Source organism: Nocardioides sp. LS1, from assembly GCF_003865225.1.
Classification (GTDB): Bacteria; Actinomycetota; Actinomycetes; order Propionibacteriales; family Nocardioidaceae; genus Nocardioides; species Nocardioides ginsengisegetis.
Genome location: NZ_BIFF01000002.1, coordinates 655,599 through 672,121, shown reverse-complemented (window position 1 = coordinate 672,121; position 16,523 = coordinate 655,599). Strand labels below are relative to the sequence as shown.

Here is a 16,523-nt window from a genome sequence, read left to right as displayed (position 1 = left end):
GCATGAGCCGCAAAGCACCCCGCCAAGACATCGACGAGTCGGAGCTGGAGGTCGAGGACTCGGCCCACGCGGCCGCGGGGGTGACCGCGGTCGCGGTCAGCATGAAGAGGGCACTCGAGCAGATGGGCCCCGTCCGCACGGCGCAGACACTGCTGAAGCTCAACCAGGTCGACGGGTTCGACTGCCAGGGCTGCGCCTGGCCCGATCCCGACCCGGAGCACCGGCACACCGCGGAGTTCTGCGAGAACGGCGCCAAGGCGGTCACCGAGGAGGCCACCCTGAGGCGGGTGGACGCGGACTTCTTCCGTGAGCACTCGCTGGAGGAGCTCGCAGGCAAGACCGACTACTGGCTGGGCCAGCAGGGTCGGATCACCGAGCCGATGGTCAAGCGCGCCGACGCCACCCACTACGAGCCGATCTCGTGGGACGGCGCCTTTGAGCTGATCGGGCGGCACCTCAACGGCCTGACGAGCCCGGACGAGGCGGTGTTCTACACCTCCGGCAAGACCTCCAACGAGGCCGCCTTCGCCTACCAGCTGTTCGCGCGCGCGTTCGGAACCAACAACCTGCCGGACTGCTCCAACATGTGCCACGAATCGACGTCGGTGGGTCTCGCCGAGGTGATCGGGATCGGCAAGGCGTCCGTGACCCTGGAGGACGTCCACAACGCCGAGCTGATCATCATCGCCGGCCAGAACCCCGGCACCAACCACCCACGGATGCTGACCGCCCTGGAGATCGCGAAGAAGAACGGCGCGAAGATCATCGCCGTGAACCCGCTCAAGGAGGCGGGGCTGGTCCGCTTCAAGAACCCGCAGAAAGCCAAGGGCGTCGTCGGGCACGGCACCGCGATGGCCGACCTGCACCTGCCCGTCCGGATCAACGGAGACCTGGCCCTCTTCCAGGCTCTCTCGGCGCTGCTGCTGGAGGGTGGCCACCTCGACCAGGACTTCATCGACCAGCACACCTACGGCTTCGAGGCCTGGGCCGACCACCTGCGCGCCCTGGACTGGGACCTGGTCCTGCGCTCCACCGGCCTGACCCGTGCCGTGATCGAGGAGGCCGCCGGCATGCTGGCCGCGTCCAGCAAGACGGTGATCTGCTGGGCGATGGGGATCACCCAGCACCGCAACGGCGTCGCCACCGTCAAGGAGATCTCCAACCTCGCCTTCCTGCAGGGCAACATCGGCAAGCCCGGTGCCGGCCTGTTCCCGGTGCGCGGCCACTCCAACGTCCAGGGCGACCGCACGATGGGGATCTGGGAGCGGCCGCCCGGCCACTTCCTCGACTCGCTGCGCGACGAGTTCGGCTTCGAGCCGCCGCGCGAGCACGGCTTCGACGCCGTGGCCGCCGTCAAGGCGTTCCGTGACGGGAGGGCGAAGGTCTTCTTCGGCATGGGGGGCAACTTCGTCTCGGCCATGTCCGACACCGCCGTCACCGAGGACGCCCTGCGTCAGGCCGACCTCACCGTGCACGTCTCCACCAAGCCCAACCGCTCCCACGTCGTCACTGGGCGCGAGGCGTTGATCCTGCCGGCCCTGGGTCGCAGCGAGAAGGACCTCACCGGGGGGCGGTCGCAACGGGTCACGGTCGAGGACTCGGTGTGCTCGGTGCACGCCTCGCAGGGGCCGCTGAAGCCGGCGTCGAAGCAGCTCAAGTCCGAGGTGGACATCATCTGCTCGATGGCGCTGGCCACCCTCGGGGACCGCCATGACCTGCCGTGGCGGTCGTTCCGCGACGACTACACCGAGATCCGGCGCCGGATCGCTCGCGTCGTGCCCGGCTGTGCGGGGTACGACGAGAAGGTCGACCAGCCTGGTGGGTTCGTGCTTCCCCACCCTCCGCGCGACACCCGCACGTTCCCCACGGAGAAGGACAAGGCGATCTTCACGGTCAGCCCGACCGAGGTGCTGCACGTGCCCGAGGGACGACTGCTGCTGCAGACGATGCGCTCGCACGACCAGTTCAACACCACGATCTACGGCCTCGACGACCGCTATCGCGGCATCAAGAACGGCCGCCGGGTGGTCTTCGTCAATCCCGACGACATCGTGGCGCTGGGTCTGGAGGACGGCCAGATGGTCGACATCGTCAGCGAGTGGCAGGACGGCACCGAGCGCATGGCGCCGAAGTTCCGGGTGGTCTCCTACGACACCCCGCGCGGTTGCACCGGCGCCTACTACCCCGAGGCGAACGCATTGGTGCCCCTCGACTCCAAGGCCGAGGGCAGCAACCAGCCGGCGTTCAAGTCCGTGGTCGTGCGGCTCGAGCCGCACGCCGCCGAGCTGCCGGCCGTGGGGCGCGCCGAGGTGGAGGAGCCGGAGGCGTCCGAGGAGGGTCGTGGCGATGAGGAGAAGCGCCATGTCGAGCCGGACCACCTGAGCTGACCCGCGCCACAATGGAGCCGTGAGCAACCTCGAGGACGACCCGGACGAGCTCAGCTGCGCGAGCGGCTCTCCCCATGGGGTCCAGATACTGACGCCGCGCGAGGTGCCGCTGGGCGGTCCCCGTGCCATGCACGTACGCCGGACCCTGCCCCAGCGCGACCGCTCCCTGATCGGCGCGTGGTGCTTCGTGGACCACTACGGTCCCGACGACGTCACCGACCGCGCGGGGATGAGCGTCGCGCCGCACCCGCACACCGGGCTGCAGACCGTGAGCTGGCTGTTCTCCGGCGAGATCGAGCACCGCGACAGCGCCGGCAACCACGCGATGGTCCGTCCCGGCGAGGTCAACCTGATGACCGCCGGGCGGGGGATCAGCCACTCGGAGGTGTCGACGCCGGCCACGACCGAGCTGCACGGCGCCCAGCTGTGGGTCGCGCTGCCGGACGACGACCGCGACGCCGAGCCCGGCTTCGCGCACCACGCGCCGGAGCCGGTCACGGGCGACCGGTGGGAGGCGCGGGTGTTCCTCGGTTCGCTGCTGGGTGACACGTCGCCGGTGCCGACGTACACGCCGCTGCTGGGTGCGGAGATCCTGCTGCAGCCGGGCGGGAGCCTCGACCTCGAGGTCGACGAGGCCTTCGAGCACGGCGTGCTGGTCGACACCGGCGTCGTCGAGGTGGCCGGCGTCGAGGTCAAGCAGCACGACCTGGCCTACGTGCCACCGGGGCGCACCCGCCTCACCCTCGCCGCCCGCGAGCAGCCCGCACGGGTCCTGCTCCTGGGCGGACCGCCGTTCGGCGAGTCCATCGTGATGTGGTGGAACTTCGTGGGGCGCACTCACGAGGAGATCGTGGCCTTCCGGCAGGAGTGGCAGGACCAGCTCACCCGGGACGGCCGCGTGGTCCCGGACTCCCAGGAGATGGCCGACGGCCGGTTCGGGATCGTGGTGGACGACCACCTGCCGCCGATCCCCGCGCCCGAGCTCCCGAACGCCCGGTTGAAGGAACGTCGCTGACCGAGGTTCAGGCCTTCGTGGCGGGCTTGGGCTTCTTCACCTTGGGCGGGAGCGTCGCGACGTACTCACGCGCACGTTCGACCCAGGCCGTGGCCTGCTCGTCGGTGAAGGTCGCCGGCAGCGAGAGGTAGCCGCCCATCGGGCGCTCCGCGGGGCCGAAGGGCCCGCTGCCCTCGATGCCCCGGAGCTCCTCGAGCGACTCGGGGTCGAGCTTCACGCCGATGTTCGGGCTGAACAGCCCGGCGAACATGTTGCCGTTGACGAACGCACCGAGGCTGCCGAACATCGGTTTCACCTCGACGCCCGGGCCCTCGGGCACGAGGTCACGGAAACGGGCCTTGTCCTCGTCGGTGTGCTTGGGCATCTTCATGCGTCGATCCTTCCACTCCCGTGTCGGCTCCGGAGGGCCCGGCACTGGTCATCACATGGTCATATTTCTTCGTTGTGCCCGCCGACCGCCGGCAGCACAGTGGGTCCATGACCGACGAGCACGACTTCAGCGGCCTGAAGGCCACCTTCCTCAACTGCACGCTCAAGCGGAGCCCGGAGCTCAGCCACACCGAGGGCCTGGTCGACGCCAGCGCCGCGATCATGTTCAAGCAGGGCGTCACGGTGGAGGTGATCCGGCCGGTCGACCACGACATCGCGACCGGCGTCTATCCCGACATGCGTGAGCACGGCTGGGCCACGGATGCCTGGCCCGACATCTACCCGCAGATCCTCGACAGCGACATCCTGGTGGTCGCCGGCCCGATCTGGCTGGGGGACAACTCGAGCATCACCAAGAAGGTCATCGAGCGGCTCTACGCGCTGAGCGGGATGCTCAACGACAAGGGCCAGTACCTCTTCTACGGTCGCGTCGCCGGCTGCCTCATCACCGGCAACGAGGACGGCATCAAGCACTGCGCCCAGAACGTCCTCTACAGCCTCCAGCACATCGGCTACACGATCCCGCCGAACGCCGACGCCGGCTGGATCGGCGAGGCCGGCCCGGGTCCGTCGTACCTCGACCCGGGCAGCGGCGGGCCCGAGAACGACTTCACCAACCGCAACACGACCTTCATGACGTGGAACCTCATGCACCTGGCCAAGATGCTCAAGGACGCCGGCGGCGTGCCGGGCTACGGGAACCAGCGCTCCGAGTGGAACGCCGGCACCCGCTTCGGCTGGGAGAACCCGGAGTACCGCAGCTGAGCGATCAGGCTGTCGGCGGGCTGCGCTTGGATGGGGGACATGAGCAGCGGACCCGTGACGGGCGAGGACGGCATCGCCCGCTGTCCCTGGGGCGCGACGCCCGGGGTCATGCAGGACTACCACGACACCGAGTGGGGGATGCCCGTCAGCGGCGACACCGCGGTCTTCGAGCGGCTGACCCTCGAGGCGTTCCAGTCGGGGCTCTCGTGGTCCACGATCCTCAACAAGCGCGACAACTTCCGGGCGGCGTTCGACGGGTTCGACCCCGAGATCGTGGCGGCCTACGGCGCCGACAAGGTCGCCGCGCTGATGGCCGACGCCGGCATCGTGCGCAACCGGCTCAAGGTGGACGCGACCATCGTCAACGCCCGGGCCCTGCTGGCGATGGACGGCTCCCTGGAGGAGTTGGTCCGCTCGTTCGCGCCCCCGGTGCAGCCCGCGCCGCGCACCACCGGCGAGCTGCCGGGCAGGTCGCCGGAGTCACTGGCCCTGTCGAAGGCCCTGAAGAAGCAGGGCTTCACGTTCGTCGGCCCGACGACGATGTATGCCCTCATGGAGGCCGTCGGCATCGTCGACACCCACCTGGTGGGCTGCCACCGCCGGGGAGCGGGGACAATGGCGGGGTGAGCGACCCCGCGGCCCCCCCGCCGCCGCCACGCCGGCGGCACCTGATGGACCCCAACGCGCCGCGCCCGACCCCCCGCCCCTCCTCGGGCATGAGCATGGGTCAGGTCCAGCGGTGGGTGATGTCCGTGCTGGCGGTCACCACGATCGGCCACCTCTCGGCGGGCCTGGTCGTCGCCGCGATCTACCTCGACACCACGCGCCCGGGTGCGCAGGTCGGCGTCGACGTGATCGCCGGGATCATCGGCGTGCTCGGCGTCGCGGCCGGCTTCCTGATCCACCAGAAGAGCCCGCTCCGGCCCTGGCTGCTGCTCGGGCTGCTCCCCGCGCTCGTCGGGCTCTACTTCATCCTCTGACCCAGCGCTCAGGCGAGGGCGGCGGCCTCCGCTGCGAGCCGCTCGATCCGCGCCCAGTCCCCGGCGGCCACGGCGTCCGCGGGGGTCAGCCAGGAGCCGCCGACGCAGCCCACGTTGGGCAGGGCGAGGTACGACGGTGCCGTCGCGGCCGTGATCCCGCCGGTCGGGCAGAAGCGAGCGGCCGGCACCGGCGACGCGATCGACTTCAGGAACGCCGCACCCCCCGACGCCTCGGCGGGGAAGAACTTCAGCTCCGTGAGGCCGGCCTCGAGCGCGCCGAGCACCTCCGAGACGGTGGCTGTGCCGGGCAGGAACGGCAACCCCGAGTCGAGCATCGCGCCCAGCAGGGCCTGGGTCGTCCCGGGTGAGACGAGGAACTGCGCGCCCGCGTCGAGCGCCTCCTTGGCCTGGCCCGGCGAGACGATCGTGCCCGCGCCGACCAGGATCTCCGGCACCTCGTCGGCGATCGCACGGATCGCCTCCAGCGCGACGGGGGTCCGCAGGGTCAGCTCGACGACGGGCAGCCCGCCCGCGGCGAGGGCCCGCGCGATCGGGACGGCGTCGGCGAGCCGGTCCACGACGACGACCGGCACCACCGGGACGACGTCGAGCAGCGAGCGCTCAGTGTTCTCAGGCGTGCTGGACAAGGGGCACCTCCTGCTGCGGGACGGCCACGCCCGGGAAGACGCTGGCGCCGGTGTCGGCGGTGCCGACGGTGGCCCGGAACGCCGCGAAGAGCTCGCGTCCGGTGCCGGCCCAGTCGGCTCCCTGGGGAGCGCCACCGGTCGCCTCGCGCGCGGCGAGCTCGGCCCGCTCCACGTGGACGTCGAGCAGGCCGGTCTCGGCGTCGACCGTGACCAGGTCGCCGTCGTGGATGCGGGCGATCGCGCCGCCGAGGGCGGCCTCGGGTGTCACGTGGATGGCGGCCGGCACCTTGCCCGAGGCGCCGGACATCCGGCCGTCGGTCACCAGGGCGACCCGCTGCCCGCGGTCCTGGAGCACGCCGAGGGCGGGGGTCAGCTTGTGCAGCTCGGGCATGCCGTTGGCGGCCGGGCCCTGGTAGCGGATCACGGCCACGAAGTCGCGGCCGTCGAGCGCGCCGTCGCCGAAGGCGGCCAGGAAGTCGTCCTGGTGGTCGAAGACCACGGCCGGGGCGGTGACCGAGCGGTGCTCCGGCTTGACCGCCGAGGTCTTGATGACCGCCCGGCCCAGCGGACCGGACAGCATCCGCAGCCCGCCGTCGGGGGCGAACGGGTCGTCGGCGGGGCGCAGCACGTCGAGGTCGAGGGACGCCTTGGGGCCCTCCTCCCACGTGAGCTCGGTGCCGCGCAGCCGCGGCTCGGTCGTGTACCGCCAGAGGCCGTGCCCGGCGATGGTCCGGACGTCCTCGTGCAGCAGCCCGGCGCGCAGCAGCGTGTGCACCAGGAAGCCGATCCCGCCCGCTGCCTGGAAGTGGTTCACGTCGGCCTGGCCGTTGGGGTAGATCCGGCACAGCGACGGGACCACGGCCGACAGGTCGGACAGGTCGTCCCAGGTCAGCACGATGCCGGCGGCGCGGGCGATCGCGACCAGGTGCATCGTGTGGTTGGTCGAGCCGCCGCTCGCGAGCAGCGCCACGCAGGCGTTGACGATCGCCTTCTCGTCGACGATCTCGCCGATCGGCGTCGGCTCGCCGCCCTGCGGCGTGATCGCGGTGACCCGCTCGCCGGCCGCCTTCGTGAGCGCCTCGCGCAGCGGGGTGCCGGGGTTCACGAACGAGGAGCCGGGCAGGTGCAGCCCCAGCACCTCCATGATCAGCTGGTTGGAGTTGGCCGTGCCGTAGAACGTGCACGTGCCGGCCGAGTGGTACGACGCCGCCTCGGCCTCGAGCAGCTCGGCGCGGCCGACCTTGCCCTCGGCGTACAGCTGACGGATCCGGGCCTTCTCGCCGTTGGGCAGGCCGGAGGTCATCGGCCCCGCCGGGACGAAGACGGTGGGCAGGTGCCCGAAGGACAGGGCGCCGATCAGCAGCCCGGGCACGATCTTGTCGCAGACGCCGAGCATCAGCGCGCCGTCGAACATGTCGTGGCTGAGCGCGATCGCCGTCGACATCGCGATCACGTCGCGGCTGTAGAGCGAGAGCTGCATGCCGTCGCGGCCCTGGGTGATGCCGTCGCACATGGCGGGCACGCCGCCGGCGAACTGCGCGATGCCGCCGGCGCGGATCACCGACTTCTTCAGCACCGCGGGGAAGGCCTCGAACGGCTGGTGCGCCGAGAGCATGTCGTTGTAGGCCGACACGATCGCGACGTTGGGCTTGGTGCGGCCGCGCAGCGCCTGCTTCGCCGGGGCGTCGGAGGCGGCGAAGCCGTGCGCGAGGTTGGCGCAGGCCAGACGACCGCGGGCGGGACCGCGGTCCGCGGCCTGCCGGATCCGGTCGAGGTAGGCGGTCCGGGTCGGCGCGCTGCGCTCGACGATCCGGGCGGTCACCTCCCTGATGACGGGGCTGAGGGTGGGGTGGCGCTGGCTCATTGGTCGGACTCCTGCCAGGAACGGCCGTCGCGCTCGAGGAGAGTCGCGGCGGCGGTGGGCCCGCTCGTGCCGGCGGGGTAGCGCTTGGGCCGGTCGGGCGAGGTCGCCCAGCGGGTGAGGATCGGTTCGACCCACGTCCACGCGGCCTCGACCTCGTCGCGGCGCATGAACAGGGTGGGGTTGCCCTTGATGACGTCCATGAGCAGCCGCTCGTAGGCGTCGGGGCTGCGCTGCTCGAAGGTCGTGGCGTAGCTCAGGTCGAGCGAGACCGGCCGCAGCCGGATCCCGCCCGGGCCGGGCTCCTTCGCCGTCAGGTGCAGGCGCATGCCCTCGTCGGGCTGGATGTGGATGTGCAGCCGGTTGGGCTCGGTGGTGCCCTCGCTGTGGGGGAACATCGCGTGCGGCGGCGGCTTGAAGACGACCACGATCTCCGAGGCCCGGCGGTCCATCCGCTTGCCGGTGCGCAGGTAGAACGGCACGCCGGCCCAGCGCCAGTTCTGCACCTCGGTGCGCAGCGCGACGAAGGTCTCGGTCTTGCTGCCGCTGTGCCCCAGGTCGTCGGTGTACGACGGCACCGCGACCCCGTCGACGAGCCCGGCGGTGTAGCGGCCGCGGACCGTGTCGTGGTCCACGCCCTCGGGGGTCATCGGCTTGAGGGCCTGGAGGACCTTGAGCTTCTCGTCGCGGACGGTCTCGCGCCCGATGTGCGACGGCGGCTCCATGGCGACCAGGCAGAGCAGCTGCAGGAGGTGGTTCTGGACCATGTCGCGCAGCGCGCCGGCGTGGTCGTAGTAGCCCCCGCGCTCCCCGACGCCGAGCTCCTCGGCGACGGTGATCTGCACGTGGTCGACCCAGTGGGAGTTCCACATGGGCTCGAGGAACGTGTTGGCGAAGCGGGTGACGAGGAGGTTCTGGACGCTCTCCTTGCCGAGGTAGTGGTCGATCCGGAAGATCTGCGACTCGGCGAAGACGCGACCGACGGCGTCGTTGACGGCCCGCGCGGAGGCGACGTCGTGGCCGATCGGCTTCTCGAGCACCACGCGCGCGGCGTCGTTGACGACCCCGATCGCCTCCAGGTTGTCGCAGATGGCGCCGAAGAGGGACGGGGCCACCGCGAGGTAGAAGACGCGGGCGGCGGTCTCGTGGTCGGGACGGTCCTTGAGCAGCGCGTGCAGCCGGTGCCACTCGTCGGGCTCGTGCGCGTCCAGGGTCAGGTGGTGGAGCCGCGCCAGGAGGCGGTCCACGGCGGGGTCGGTGAGGTCCTCGGGGGCGACGTACGTCGTCAGGGCGGCGCGCACCTCGGCGCGGTAGCCGTCGTCGTCGAGCTCGGCGCGCGACACGCCGACGATCCGGGTGTCGGCGGGCAGCTGGCCCTCGAGGTCGCGCAGGTAGAGGGCCGGCAGCAGCTTGCGCAGCGCGAGGTCTCCGGTCCCGCCGAACACGGTGAAGTCACACGCGGAGGGGATCGCGTGCGGGGTGGCGGTCTGGTCCATGCGTCCACCGTCTCAGGAAGTTTGGATCGTTACAAGCACTACTAAGGTTTTTTTGAGATCAAAGAGGGCGAACTATGATCCGAGCCATGACGACCGCCACCCCGGCCAGCGCCGGCGAGCTCCTCGAGCTCGTCCGCACCGGCCGCGCCGAGACCCGCTCGGGCCTGCGCTCGATCACCGGCCTCTCGCGCACCGCGGTCGTCTCCCGCGTCCAGGCGCTGGCGCAGGCAGGCCTGCTGCTCGCGGGGGAGGAGCTGGCCTCGACCGGCGGCCGTCCCCCTGGTGCGCTGCTGTTCAACAAGGACGCCGGCGTGGTCCTCGCCGTGGCGATCGGCCGCTCCCGCAGCCAGCTCGCCGTCTTCGACCTCGACGGCACCGAGATCGCGGCCGACTCCCGCGACCACGAGGTCGGCGTCGGACCCGACCGGCTGATGACCGAGGTGGCCGCGCGGCTCACGACGCTGCTCGAGGGGGTCCGCCCGCCCGTCGCCGCGATCGGCCTCTCGCTGCCCGGCACCGTCGACACCGAGCGGGGGGTGAGCCTCGACTCCCCGGTGATGGCCGGCTGGGACGGCGTCGAGCTGGCGCCGTACCTCGCAGGTGTCACCGCCCCCGCCGTCGTTCCCCTGTACGTCGCCAACGACGCGGACGTCCTCGCCCGCGCCGAGCTCCTCGGCCGCCGCGACGACCTCCGCGACGACCTCCGCGACGTGCTCGTCGTGAAGGCCTCCACCGGCCTCGGGCTCGGCATCGTCGCCGACGGGCGCGTGCTGTCCGGGCACCTCGGCGCCGCCGGCGAGATCGGCCACACCAAGCTGGAGGTCGCCGACGGGCTGCCCTGCCGCTGCGGGTCCACGGGCTGCCTCGAGACCGTGGCCGGCGGCTGGGCGCTGTGCGCGCAGATGGCCGCCAACGGCCGCCCGGTCGGGCACGTCCGCGAGCTCGTGGCACTGGCCCTCCAGGGTGACGCCGAGGCGCGCCATCTCGTCCGCGAGTCCGGCCGCCACGTCGGTGAGCTGCTCGCGATCGCGGTCAACCTGCTCAACCCGCAGGCGGTCGTGGTGGGCGGCGACATGGCCGGTGCGTTCGACATGTTCGCCGCGGGTCTCCGCGAGAGCGTCTACGCCCGGGCCGGGGCGCTCGCGACCCGCGACCTGCACTTCCTGCCCGCCACGCACGGCGACCGGGCCGGTCTGGTGGGCTGTGCCGCCCTCGCGCTCGACCACGTGCTGGCACCGTCGGCCGTCGACGCCCGGCTGGCCGCCCACGCCTGACCGCGCCCGCCGGCTGCCATGATGCGCGGGTGATCAACGGGTTGACCTGGGTGCTCGGCTGCCAGCTGGTGGGCGAGGTGCTGGTCCGCCTGACCGATGCCCCGGTCCCCGGGCCGGTGGTCGGGATGGTCGTGCTCTTCGTGCTCCTCCGCGTACGTCGCTCCGGCGACGACGCGACGGTCGTGCGCGCCGCCGCCGGGTTGCTGCGGCACCTGCAGCTGCTGTTCGTCCCGGCGGGTGTCGGGGTGATCGTCTACCTCGGCACGATCCGCGACCACGCCCTGCCCCTGGTCGCCGGGCTGGTGGTCTCGTGGGCCCTGGGGCTCGCCGTGGTCGGCTGGACGACGGTCGCGCTGGAGCGGCTCGGAGCCCGCCGGTGAGCGAGACCTGGGCCTGGGCGAGCCACTCGCCGGTGTTCTTCGTGCTGCTGACGCTGGTCGCCTACCGCATCGGCCGCGAGGTCCGGGACCGCACCGGCGGCCATGCGCTCGCCCAGCCGGTCCTCGTCGCCATCGTGCTCGTGGGTGCGACCCTGTCGGTGCTGGACGTCGACTACGCCGACTACCGCGACGGCACTGCCCTGATCTCGTTCCTCCTGGGCCCGGCCACGGTCGCGCTGGCCGTCCCCCTGCACCGCCAGGCGCACCGCCTGAAGGGCTTCGTGGTCCCGTTGCTCGTCGCGATCCCGCTCGGCGCGGTGGTCTCCGTGTCGACGGCCGTCGTGCTCGTGGAGACCCTCGGTGGGGGCGACCTCCTCGCTCGCACGATCGCCCCGAAGGCCGCCACGACCCCGGTCTCGATCGCCCTGTCGGAGACGGCGGGTGGGCTCCCGTCGCTCACCGCGGTGCTGACGATCCTGGCCGGCATCCTGGGCGCCGTGGCCGGGCCGGCCGTGCTCACCCTGCTCCGGGTCCGCGACCGGCGCGCCCGCGGGCTGGCGCTCGGCGCGGTCTCGCACGGCATCGGCACCTCCCGCGCCCTGGTGGAGGACGAGACCGAGGGCGCCTTCGCCGGCCTGTCCATGGGTCTGACGGCGCTCGCCACCAGCCTGGTGGTGCCGATCCTGATGGCCGTCCTGCTCTAGTTTTGTGAGCATGACGCGCGTGCACGCCTTCGGAGACGACGCCCTCGGGGACCTCGACGCGGTCGGCCTGGTCGACCGGATCCAGCGCCGGGAAGTGGGTGTCCCCGAGGTGGTCGAGGCCGCGATCCTGCGCGTGGAGAAGGTCGACCCGCAGCTCAACGCGGTCGCGTACGAGGCCTTCGACCGGGCCCGCGCCGAGGCGGCCGATCCGCGCGGCGGCTTCTTCGCCGGCGTCCCGACCTTCGTCAAGGACAACGTCGACGTGGCCGGCATGCCCACCCGCCAGGGCAACGACGCCTACGACGCGCCCCCGGCCCGGCGCGACGGCGACTTCGCCCGCATGTTCCTCGCGACCGGCCTCGTCCCGCTCGGCAAGACCCAGCTCAGCGAGTTCGGCTTCAGCCCGTCGGCCGAGCACCCGCGGCTCGGTGCCGTCCGCACCCCGTGGAACCCCGACCACAGCGCTGGGGCCTCCTCCGCCGGCTCCGCGGCGCTGGTCGCGGCGGGCGCCGTGCCCCTCGCCCACGCCAACGACGGCGGCGGCTCGATCCGGATCCCGGCGGCGGTCAACGGGCTCGTCGGCCTCAAGCCCACCCGCGAGCGGCTGGCGCAGGACAAGCTGATGCGGGACATGCCGGTCCGGATCATCAACGACGGCGTCGTCACCCGCTCGGTCCGCGACACGGCGGCCTTCCTGCGCGAGTCGGAGAAGGTCTACCGCGCCCTGCACCTGCCCCCGATCGGCGACATCACCCGGCCGGGCAAGCGCCGGCTCCGGGTCGCGCTGGTGACCGAGGGGGTGGGCGTCGGGGTCTCGCCCGAGGTGCACGACCTCACCCTCAAGACGGCCCGGCTGCTCGAGGAGCTCGGCCACACCGTCGAGCCCGTCCCGGTGCCCGTGGACGACCAGTTCAAGGACGACTTCCTGCTCTACTGGTCACTGCTGGCCTTCAGCCTGGTCCGCGGCGGCCGCCGCGCCAACGGCCCCACCTGGGACCCCGCCCGCCTCGACAACCTCACCCTCGGACTGGCCCGGCACGCCGGCCGCAACCTGCACCGCGTGCCGGGGGCCATCCTCCGGCTGCGCCGCTCGGCCAAGGTCTCCGCCGCCTTCTTCGGGCAGTACGACGTCATCCTCAGCCCCACGCTCGCCACCGAGACCCCGCGGGTCGGCCACCTCGACCCGACCCGGAACTACGAGGACGTCATCGGACGGATCCTGGAGTGGGCGGCGTTCACGCCGCTGCAGAACGCCACCGGGGACCCGGCGATCTCGCTGCCGCTCGCCACCACCGCCGCCGGGCTCCCGCAGGGCATGCACTTCACCGCGCCGGCCGGCCGCGAGGCCCGGCTCCTCGAGCTCGCCTACGAGCTCGAGGAGGCACACCCCTGGGCGCGCATCCAGGACTGAGCGGGACGGTCAGCGGGGCACCACCAGGAGCGCCTGGGCGGACCGCGCGACCAGCCCCAGGCCGTCGTACGCCGCGGACGTGGCCACGCCGACCGAGCCTGTCGACAGCGTCGTCTCGGCGTCGAGGCAGACCCACGCGCCGACGGGCGGGCGCAGCACGTGCACGCTCAGCTCGGTGTTGAGGAACCCCCACTCGCGCACGTCGAGCGCCGCCGAGGCTCCGGAGGCCGAGTCGACGCAGGCCAGCAGGCGCTGCACGGGCGAGGTCTCCTCGCCCTCGACGAGCCGCGGCGGCCGCATCCAGACGATGCCCGGGCCGGCCTCCTCGACCGAGCCCTTGATCCAGCGCCACTCGACCGCGTCGAGGTAGCCGCCGTGCCAGCCCTCGGGCCGCGGACGGGTCTCGCCGTCCTCGGGGGAGTGGGCGAGCGGGGTCGGCTGCCCGGGGCCCGACGTCGACACCGGGAAGACCCAGGCGTGGGCCCGGGCGACCGTGCGGCCGGCCTCGACGTCGTACAGCTCGGCGCCAACGAGCTGCACTGAGCGGCCCGGCCGCAGCACCGACGCGGACAGCGTCAGGGTCGCGACGGGGACCGGTCCGAGCAGCTCCATGGTGAAGCGGCCGATCGTCCACGAGGCGCCGGCGAGGCGCTCGATCCCCCGTGCCAGGAGGGCCGCCGGAGGGCCGCCGTGCTGGGCATCCGGCGACCACGGACCGGCCGTCGAGGGCGTCGGTTCGACCCATTCGCGACCGTCCGGAGAGGCCTCGAGAAGCCTGTAGAAACAGGGGTGTGGGGCCGATTTTTCGTTCACGTGTCCCTCTGTGTATTGTTCTCGGTCGTTGCCCCTTTAGCTCAGTCGGCAGAGCGTCTCCATGGTAAGGAGAAGGTCTACGGTTCGATTCCGTAAAGGGGCTCTGGGTGTGGGATTGCGTCGGCCAGTATTCTGGCCGGCGTGCCCCTGTCCCGGTGGCGGGGTAGCTCAGGTGGTTAGAGCACACGGCTCATAATCGTGGTGTCGCGGGTTCGAGTCCCGCCCCCGCTACTCAGTTTCGACCAAGACGCAACAGCAAGGACTTCCCGTGGCCAGCAAGAGCTCCGACGTTCGCCCCAAGATCACGCTCGCGTGCGTGGACTGCAAGGAGCGCAACTACATCACCAAGAAGAACCGCCGCAACGACCCTGATCGTCTCGAGCTGGCGAAGTTCTGCCCGCGCTGCCGCAAGCACACCGCGCACCGCGAGACCCGCTGACGCCTCGTCGTCACCACAGCTTTTCCACCGACCCGCCCGGACCTCCGGGCGGGTCGGTTGCATTTCGGGCCAACCGATCGGCCGCGGTCGCGGTTCGTTAGGTTGGAGGCATGCCCGTGGACCAGTCGCTCGTTGGCAAGACGTTCCCGCCGAGCCGCCCCTACTCCGTGTCGGAGGACAACATCCGGGAGTTCGTCGCCGCCACCGGCGGCACCTACGCCGGTGGTCCGGCCCCGGCGACCTTCCCGATCGTGCTCGCCTTCGACGCCATGAACGCCTTCCTCGAGGCCGAGGCGATCGACCTGTTCCGGATCGTGCACGGCGCCCAGGACTTCGCCTACGAGCGACCGGTCGTGCCCGGTGACGTCCTCACCGCGACGCTGACCGTCGCGACGCTGCGCCAGATCGCCGGCAACGACATCATCGGCACCACCAGTGCGATCACCGACGAGTCCGGTGCCCTGGTCTGCTCGACCTCGGCGACGCTCGTCCACCGAGGAGCGGACGCATGAGCCTCCCCACCCAGACCTTCACGATCACCCGCGCCGACCTCGTCGCGTACGCCGGCGCCAGCGGCGACCACAACCCGATCCACCAGGACGAGTCGGTCGCGCTCAGCGTCGGGCTGCCCGGCGTGATCGCCCACGGCATGTTCACCATGGCCCTGGCCGCCCGCGCCGTCGAGGCGTGGTTCCCGGGTGCCGAGGTCGTCTCCTTCGGCTGCAAGTTCACCAACCCGGTCGTCGTCCCCGCCGAGGGCGGCGTCGACATCGAGGTCGCCGGGGCCACCAAGGAGGCCGACGGGCTCACCACGGTGTCGCTGACCGTCACCTGCGACGGGCAGAAGGTCCTCGGCATGCCCAAGGCCGTCCTCCGTGGCTGAGCTGCTCGGCGCCCACACCACCCTGCGCATCGGGGGCCCGGCCCGCCGCTGGGTCACGGCCCGCACCGAGGCCGAGCTGATCGCGGCGGTCTCCGAGGCCGACGCCGCCGGTGAGCCGCTGCTGGTCCTCGGCGGCGGCAGCAACCTCGTCGTGGCCGACGAGGGCTTCCCCGGCACGGTCGTCCAGGTCGCCACCCGCGGGGTCGCGGTCGATCTCGAGCCGGGTGAGGACCCGACGTGCGGCGGGGTCCTGGTCACGGTCGCGGCCGGCGAGCCGTGGGACGAGCTCGTCAGCGACGCCGTCGAGCGCGGCTGGGTGGGGGTCGAGGCCCTCTCCGGCATCCCCGGGCTGGTCGGCGCCACCCCGATCCAGAACGTCGGCGCCTACGGCCAGGAGGTCTCCCAGACCATCGCGTCGGTCCGGGTGTGGGACCGCACGCTCCAGGGCGTGCGCACCTTCGCCAACGCCGACTGCGGGTTCGGCTACCGGCACAGCCGCTTCAAGGCCGACCGGCTGGACGCCTGGGGCGGCCGCCACGTCGTGCTGTCGGTGACCTTCCAGTTCCGCCAGGGCAGCCTCGGCGCCCCGGTGGCCTACGCCGAGCTCGCCCGGACCCTGGGCGTTGAGCAGGGCGGACGCGCCCCGGCGGGCGACGTACGCCGCGCGGTGCTGGGGCTGCGGCGCGGCAAGGGCATGGTGCTCGACCCCGACGACCACGACACGTGGAGCGCCGGCTCGTTCTTCACCAACCCCGTGGTGCCCGCCGGGCAGGTCCCCGAGGGCGCCCCCGCCTGGCCGCAGGCCGGCGGCCTCGTGAAGACCAGCGCGGCCTGGCTGATCGAGCACGCCGGGTTCACCAAGGGCCACGGGTCCGACCGCGCCGCCCTGTCGGGCAAGCACACGCTCGCGCTCACCAACCGCGGCGGCGCGGGCTCCGCCGACGTGCTCGACCTCGCGCGCGAGGTGCGCGACGGGGTCGAGGCACGCTTCGGCATCCGGCTCGTCAACGAGCCGGTCCTGGTCGGCTGCGAGCTGTGA

At 72.1% G+C, this 16,523-nt stretch carries 18 protein-coding genes and 2 tRNA genes; 15 read left to right on the top strand and 5 right to left on the bottom strand.

The features are described 5' to 3' along the window. Window positions 1-2: 2 nt before the first annotated feature. Entirely contained in the window at window positions 3-2,387 is a 2,385-nt protein-coding gene (locus EJF31_RS08055) for an FdhF/YdeP family oxidoreductase (RefSeq protein ID WP_125036566.1), read from the top strand. Window positions 2,388-2,406: 19 nt separating this feature from the next. Then, complete coding sequence (locus EJF31_RS08050) at window positions 2,407-3,402, top strand: pirin family protein (protein ID WP_125036565.1); 996 nt, start codon at window positions 2,407-2,409, stop codon at window positions 3,400-3,402. A 7-nt stretch (window positions 3,403-3,409) separates the two neighbouring features. Here the strand turns inward: EJF31_RS08050 and EJF31_RS08045 are convergent, their stop codons facing one another. Continuing rightward, window positions 3,410-3,772 (bottom strand): TfoX/Sxy family protein, encoded by a 363-nt coding sequence (locus EJF31_RS08045; protein ID WP_125036564.1) that lies wholly within the window; start codon window positions 3,770-3,772, stop codon window positions 3,410-3,412. Between the two features lie 107 nt (window positions 3,773-3,879). On the opposite strand from EJF31_RS08045, the gene EJF31_RS08040 reads away from it, so the two are divergent. From EJF31_RS08040 to EJF31_RS08030, 3 genes are read left to right on the top strand one after another with little or no spacing between them, the layout of a single operon-like run. After that, entirely contained in the window at window positions 3,880-4,596 is a 717-nt protein-coding gene (locus EJF31_RS08040) for a flavodoxin family protein (protein ID WP_125036563.1), read from the top strand. A 39-nt stretch (window positions 4,597-4,635) separates the two neighbouring features. Then, window positions 4,636-5,223 carry a DNA-3-methyladenine glycosylase I gene (locus EJF31_RS08035; RefSeq protein WP_125036562.1) on the top strand — a complete coding sequence of 196 codons (588 nt, stop codon included), beginning with the start codon at window positions 4,636-4,638 and terminating at the stop codon, window positions 5,221-5,223. After that, the gene (locus tag EJF31_RS08030) at window positions 5,220-5,576 is read left to right on the top strand and encodes a hypothetical protein (RefSeq protein ID WP_260430701.1); all 357 of its coding nucleotides are present in this window, start codon (window positions 5,220-5,222) and stop codon (window positions 5,574-5,576) included. Before EJF31_RS08035 ends, EJF31_RS08030 begins: the two co-directional genes overlap by 4 nt. A gap of 8 nt (window positions 5,577-5,584) precedes the next feature. On the opposite strand, the gene eda is transcribed toward EJF31_RS08030, so the two are convergent. From eda to zwf, 3 genes are read right to left on the bottom strand one after another with little or no spacing between them, the layout of a single operon-like run. After that, window positions 5,585-6,223 carry a bifunctional 4-hydroxy-2-oxoglutarate aldolase/2-dehydro-3-deoxy-phosphogluconate aldolase gene (eda, locus tag EJF31_RS08025; protein ID WP_125036561.1) on the bottom strand — a complete coding sequence of 213 codons (639 nt, stop codon included), beginning with the start codon at window positions 6,221-6,223 and terminating at the stop codon, window positions 5,585-5,587. Beyond that, complete coding sequence (edd, locus tag EJF31_RS08020) at window positions 6,207-8,087, bottom strand: phosphogluconate dehydratase (RefSeq protein ID WP_125036560.1); 1,881 nt, start codon at window positions 8,085-8,087, stop codon at window positions 6,207-6,209. The genes eda and edd overlap by 17 nt, the downstream gene beginning before the upstream one ends. After that, complete coding sequence (gene zwf / locus EJF31_RS08015) at window positions 8,084-9,580, bottom strand: glucose-6-phosphate dehydrogenase (RefSeq protein WP_125036559.1); 1,497 nt, start codon at window positions 9,578-9,580, stop codon at window positions 8,084-8,086. Before zwf ends, edd begins: the two co-directional genes overlap by 4 nt. An 86-nt stretch (window positions 9,581-9,666) precedes the next feature. Here zwf and EJF31_RS08010 point away from each other — a divergent pair, with 86 nt between their 5' ends. The 4 genes from EJF31_RS08010 to EJF31_RS07995 are packed head-to-tail and all read left to right on the top strand — an operon-like array spanning window position 9,667 to window position 13,349. After that, window positions 9,667-10,854, top strand: a complete 1,188-nt coding sequence (locus EJF31_RS08010) for an ROK family protein (RefSeq protein WP_221767499.1) — start codon at window positions 9,667-9,669, stop codon at window positions 10,852-10,854. Window positions 10,855-10,883: 29 nt separating this feature from the next. Further along, window positions 10,884-11,234, top strand: coding sequence for a CidA/LrgA family protein (locus EJF31_RS08005; RefSeq protein WP_125036557.1), 351 nt, complete (start codon window positions 10,884-10,886; stop codon window positions 11,232-11,234). Beyond that, entirely contained in the window at window positions 11,231-11,938 is a 708-nt protein-coding gene (locus EJF31_RS08000) for an LrgB family protein (RefSeq protein WP_125036556.1), read from the top strand. Before EJF31_RS08005 ends, EJF31_RS08000 begins: the two co-directional genes overlap by 4 nt. 10 nt (window positions 11,939-11,948) lie before the next feature. After that, window positions 11,949-13,349 (top strand): amidase, encoded by a 1,401-nt coding sequence (locus EJF31_RS07995; RefSeq protein ID WP_125036555.1) that lies wholly within the window; start codon window positions 11,949-11,951, stop codon window positions 13,347-13,349. A 9-nt stretch (window positions 13,350-13,358) separates the two neighbouring features. On the opposite strand, the gene EJF31_RS07990 is transcribed toward EJF31_RS07995, so the two are convergent. Further along, the gene (locus EJF31_RS07990; RefSeq protein WP_125036554.1) at window positions 13,359-14,162 is read right to left on the bottom strand and encodes a thioesterase family protein; all 804 of its coding nucleotides are present in this window, start codon (window positions 14,160-14,162) and stop codon (window positions 13,359-13,361) included. A gap of 30 nt (window positions 14,163-14,192) precedes the next feature. Here EJF31_RS07990 and EJF31_RS07985 point away from each other — a divergent pair. The 6 genes from EJF31_RS07985 to EJF31_RS07960 all read left to right on the top strand — a co-directional run bounded on the left by EJF31_RS07985 (window position 14,193) and on the right by EJF31_RS07960 (window position 16,523). Continuing rightward, a tRNA-Thr gene (locus tag EJF31_RS07985) sits at window positions 14,193-14,265 on the top strand. Window positions 14,266-14,319: 54 nt separating this feature from the next. Next, window positions 14,320-14,393: transfer RNA gene (locus EJF31_RS07980), tRNA-Met, on the top strand. A gap of 37 nt (window positions 14,394-14,430) precedes the next feature. Then, a complete protein-coding gene (rpmG, locus tag EJF31_RS07975; RefSeq protein WP_121804265.1) occupies window positions 14,431-14,601 on the top strand; it encodes a 50S ribosomal protein L33 in 171 nt (56 codons plus the stop codon). A 110-nt stretch (window positions 14,602-14,711) separates the two neighbouring features. Further along, window positions 14,712-15,113, top strand: a complete 402-nt coding sequence (locus EJF31_RS07970) for a MaoC family dehydratase N-terminal domain-containing protein (protein WP_125036553.1) — start codon at window positions 14,712-14,714, stop codon at window positions 15,111-15,113. Next, window positions 15,110-15,484 (top strand): MaoC/PaaZ C-terminal domain-containing protein, encoded by a 375-nt coding sequence (locus EJF31_RS07965; RefSeq protein ID WP_125036552.1) that lies wholly within the window; start codon window positions 15,110-15,112, stop codon window positions 15,482-15,484. The genes EJF31_RS07970 and EJF31_RS07965 overlap by 4 nt, the downstream gene beginning before the upstream one ends. Next, window positions 15,477-16,523 carry a UDP-N-acetylmuramate dehydrogenase gene (locus EJF31_RS07960; RefSeq protein ID WP_125036551.1) on the top strand — a complete coding sequence of 349 codons (1,047 nt, stop codon included), beginning with the start codon at window positions 15,477-15,479 and terminating at the stop codon, window positions 16,521-16,523. The genes EJF31_RS07965 and EJF31_RS07960 overlap by 8 nt, the downstream gene beginning before the upstream one ends.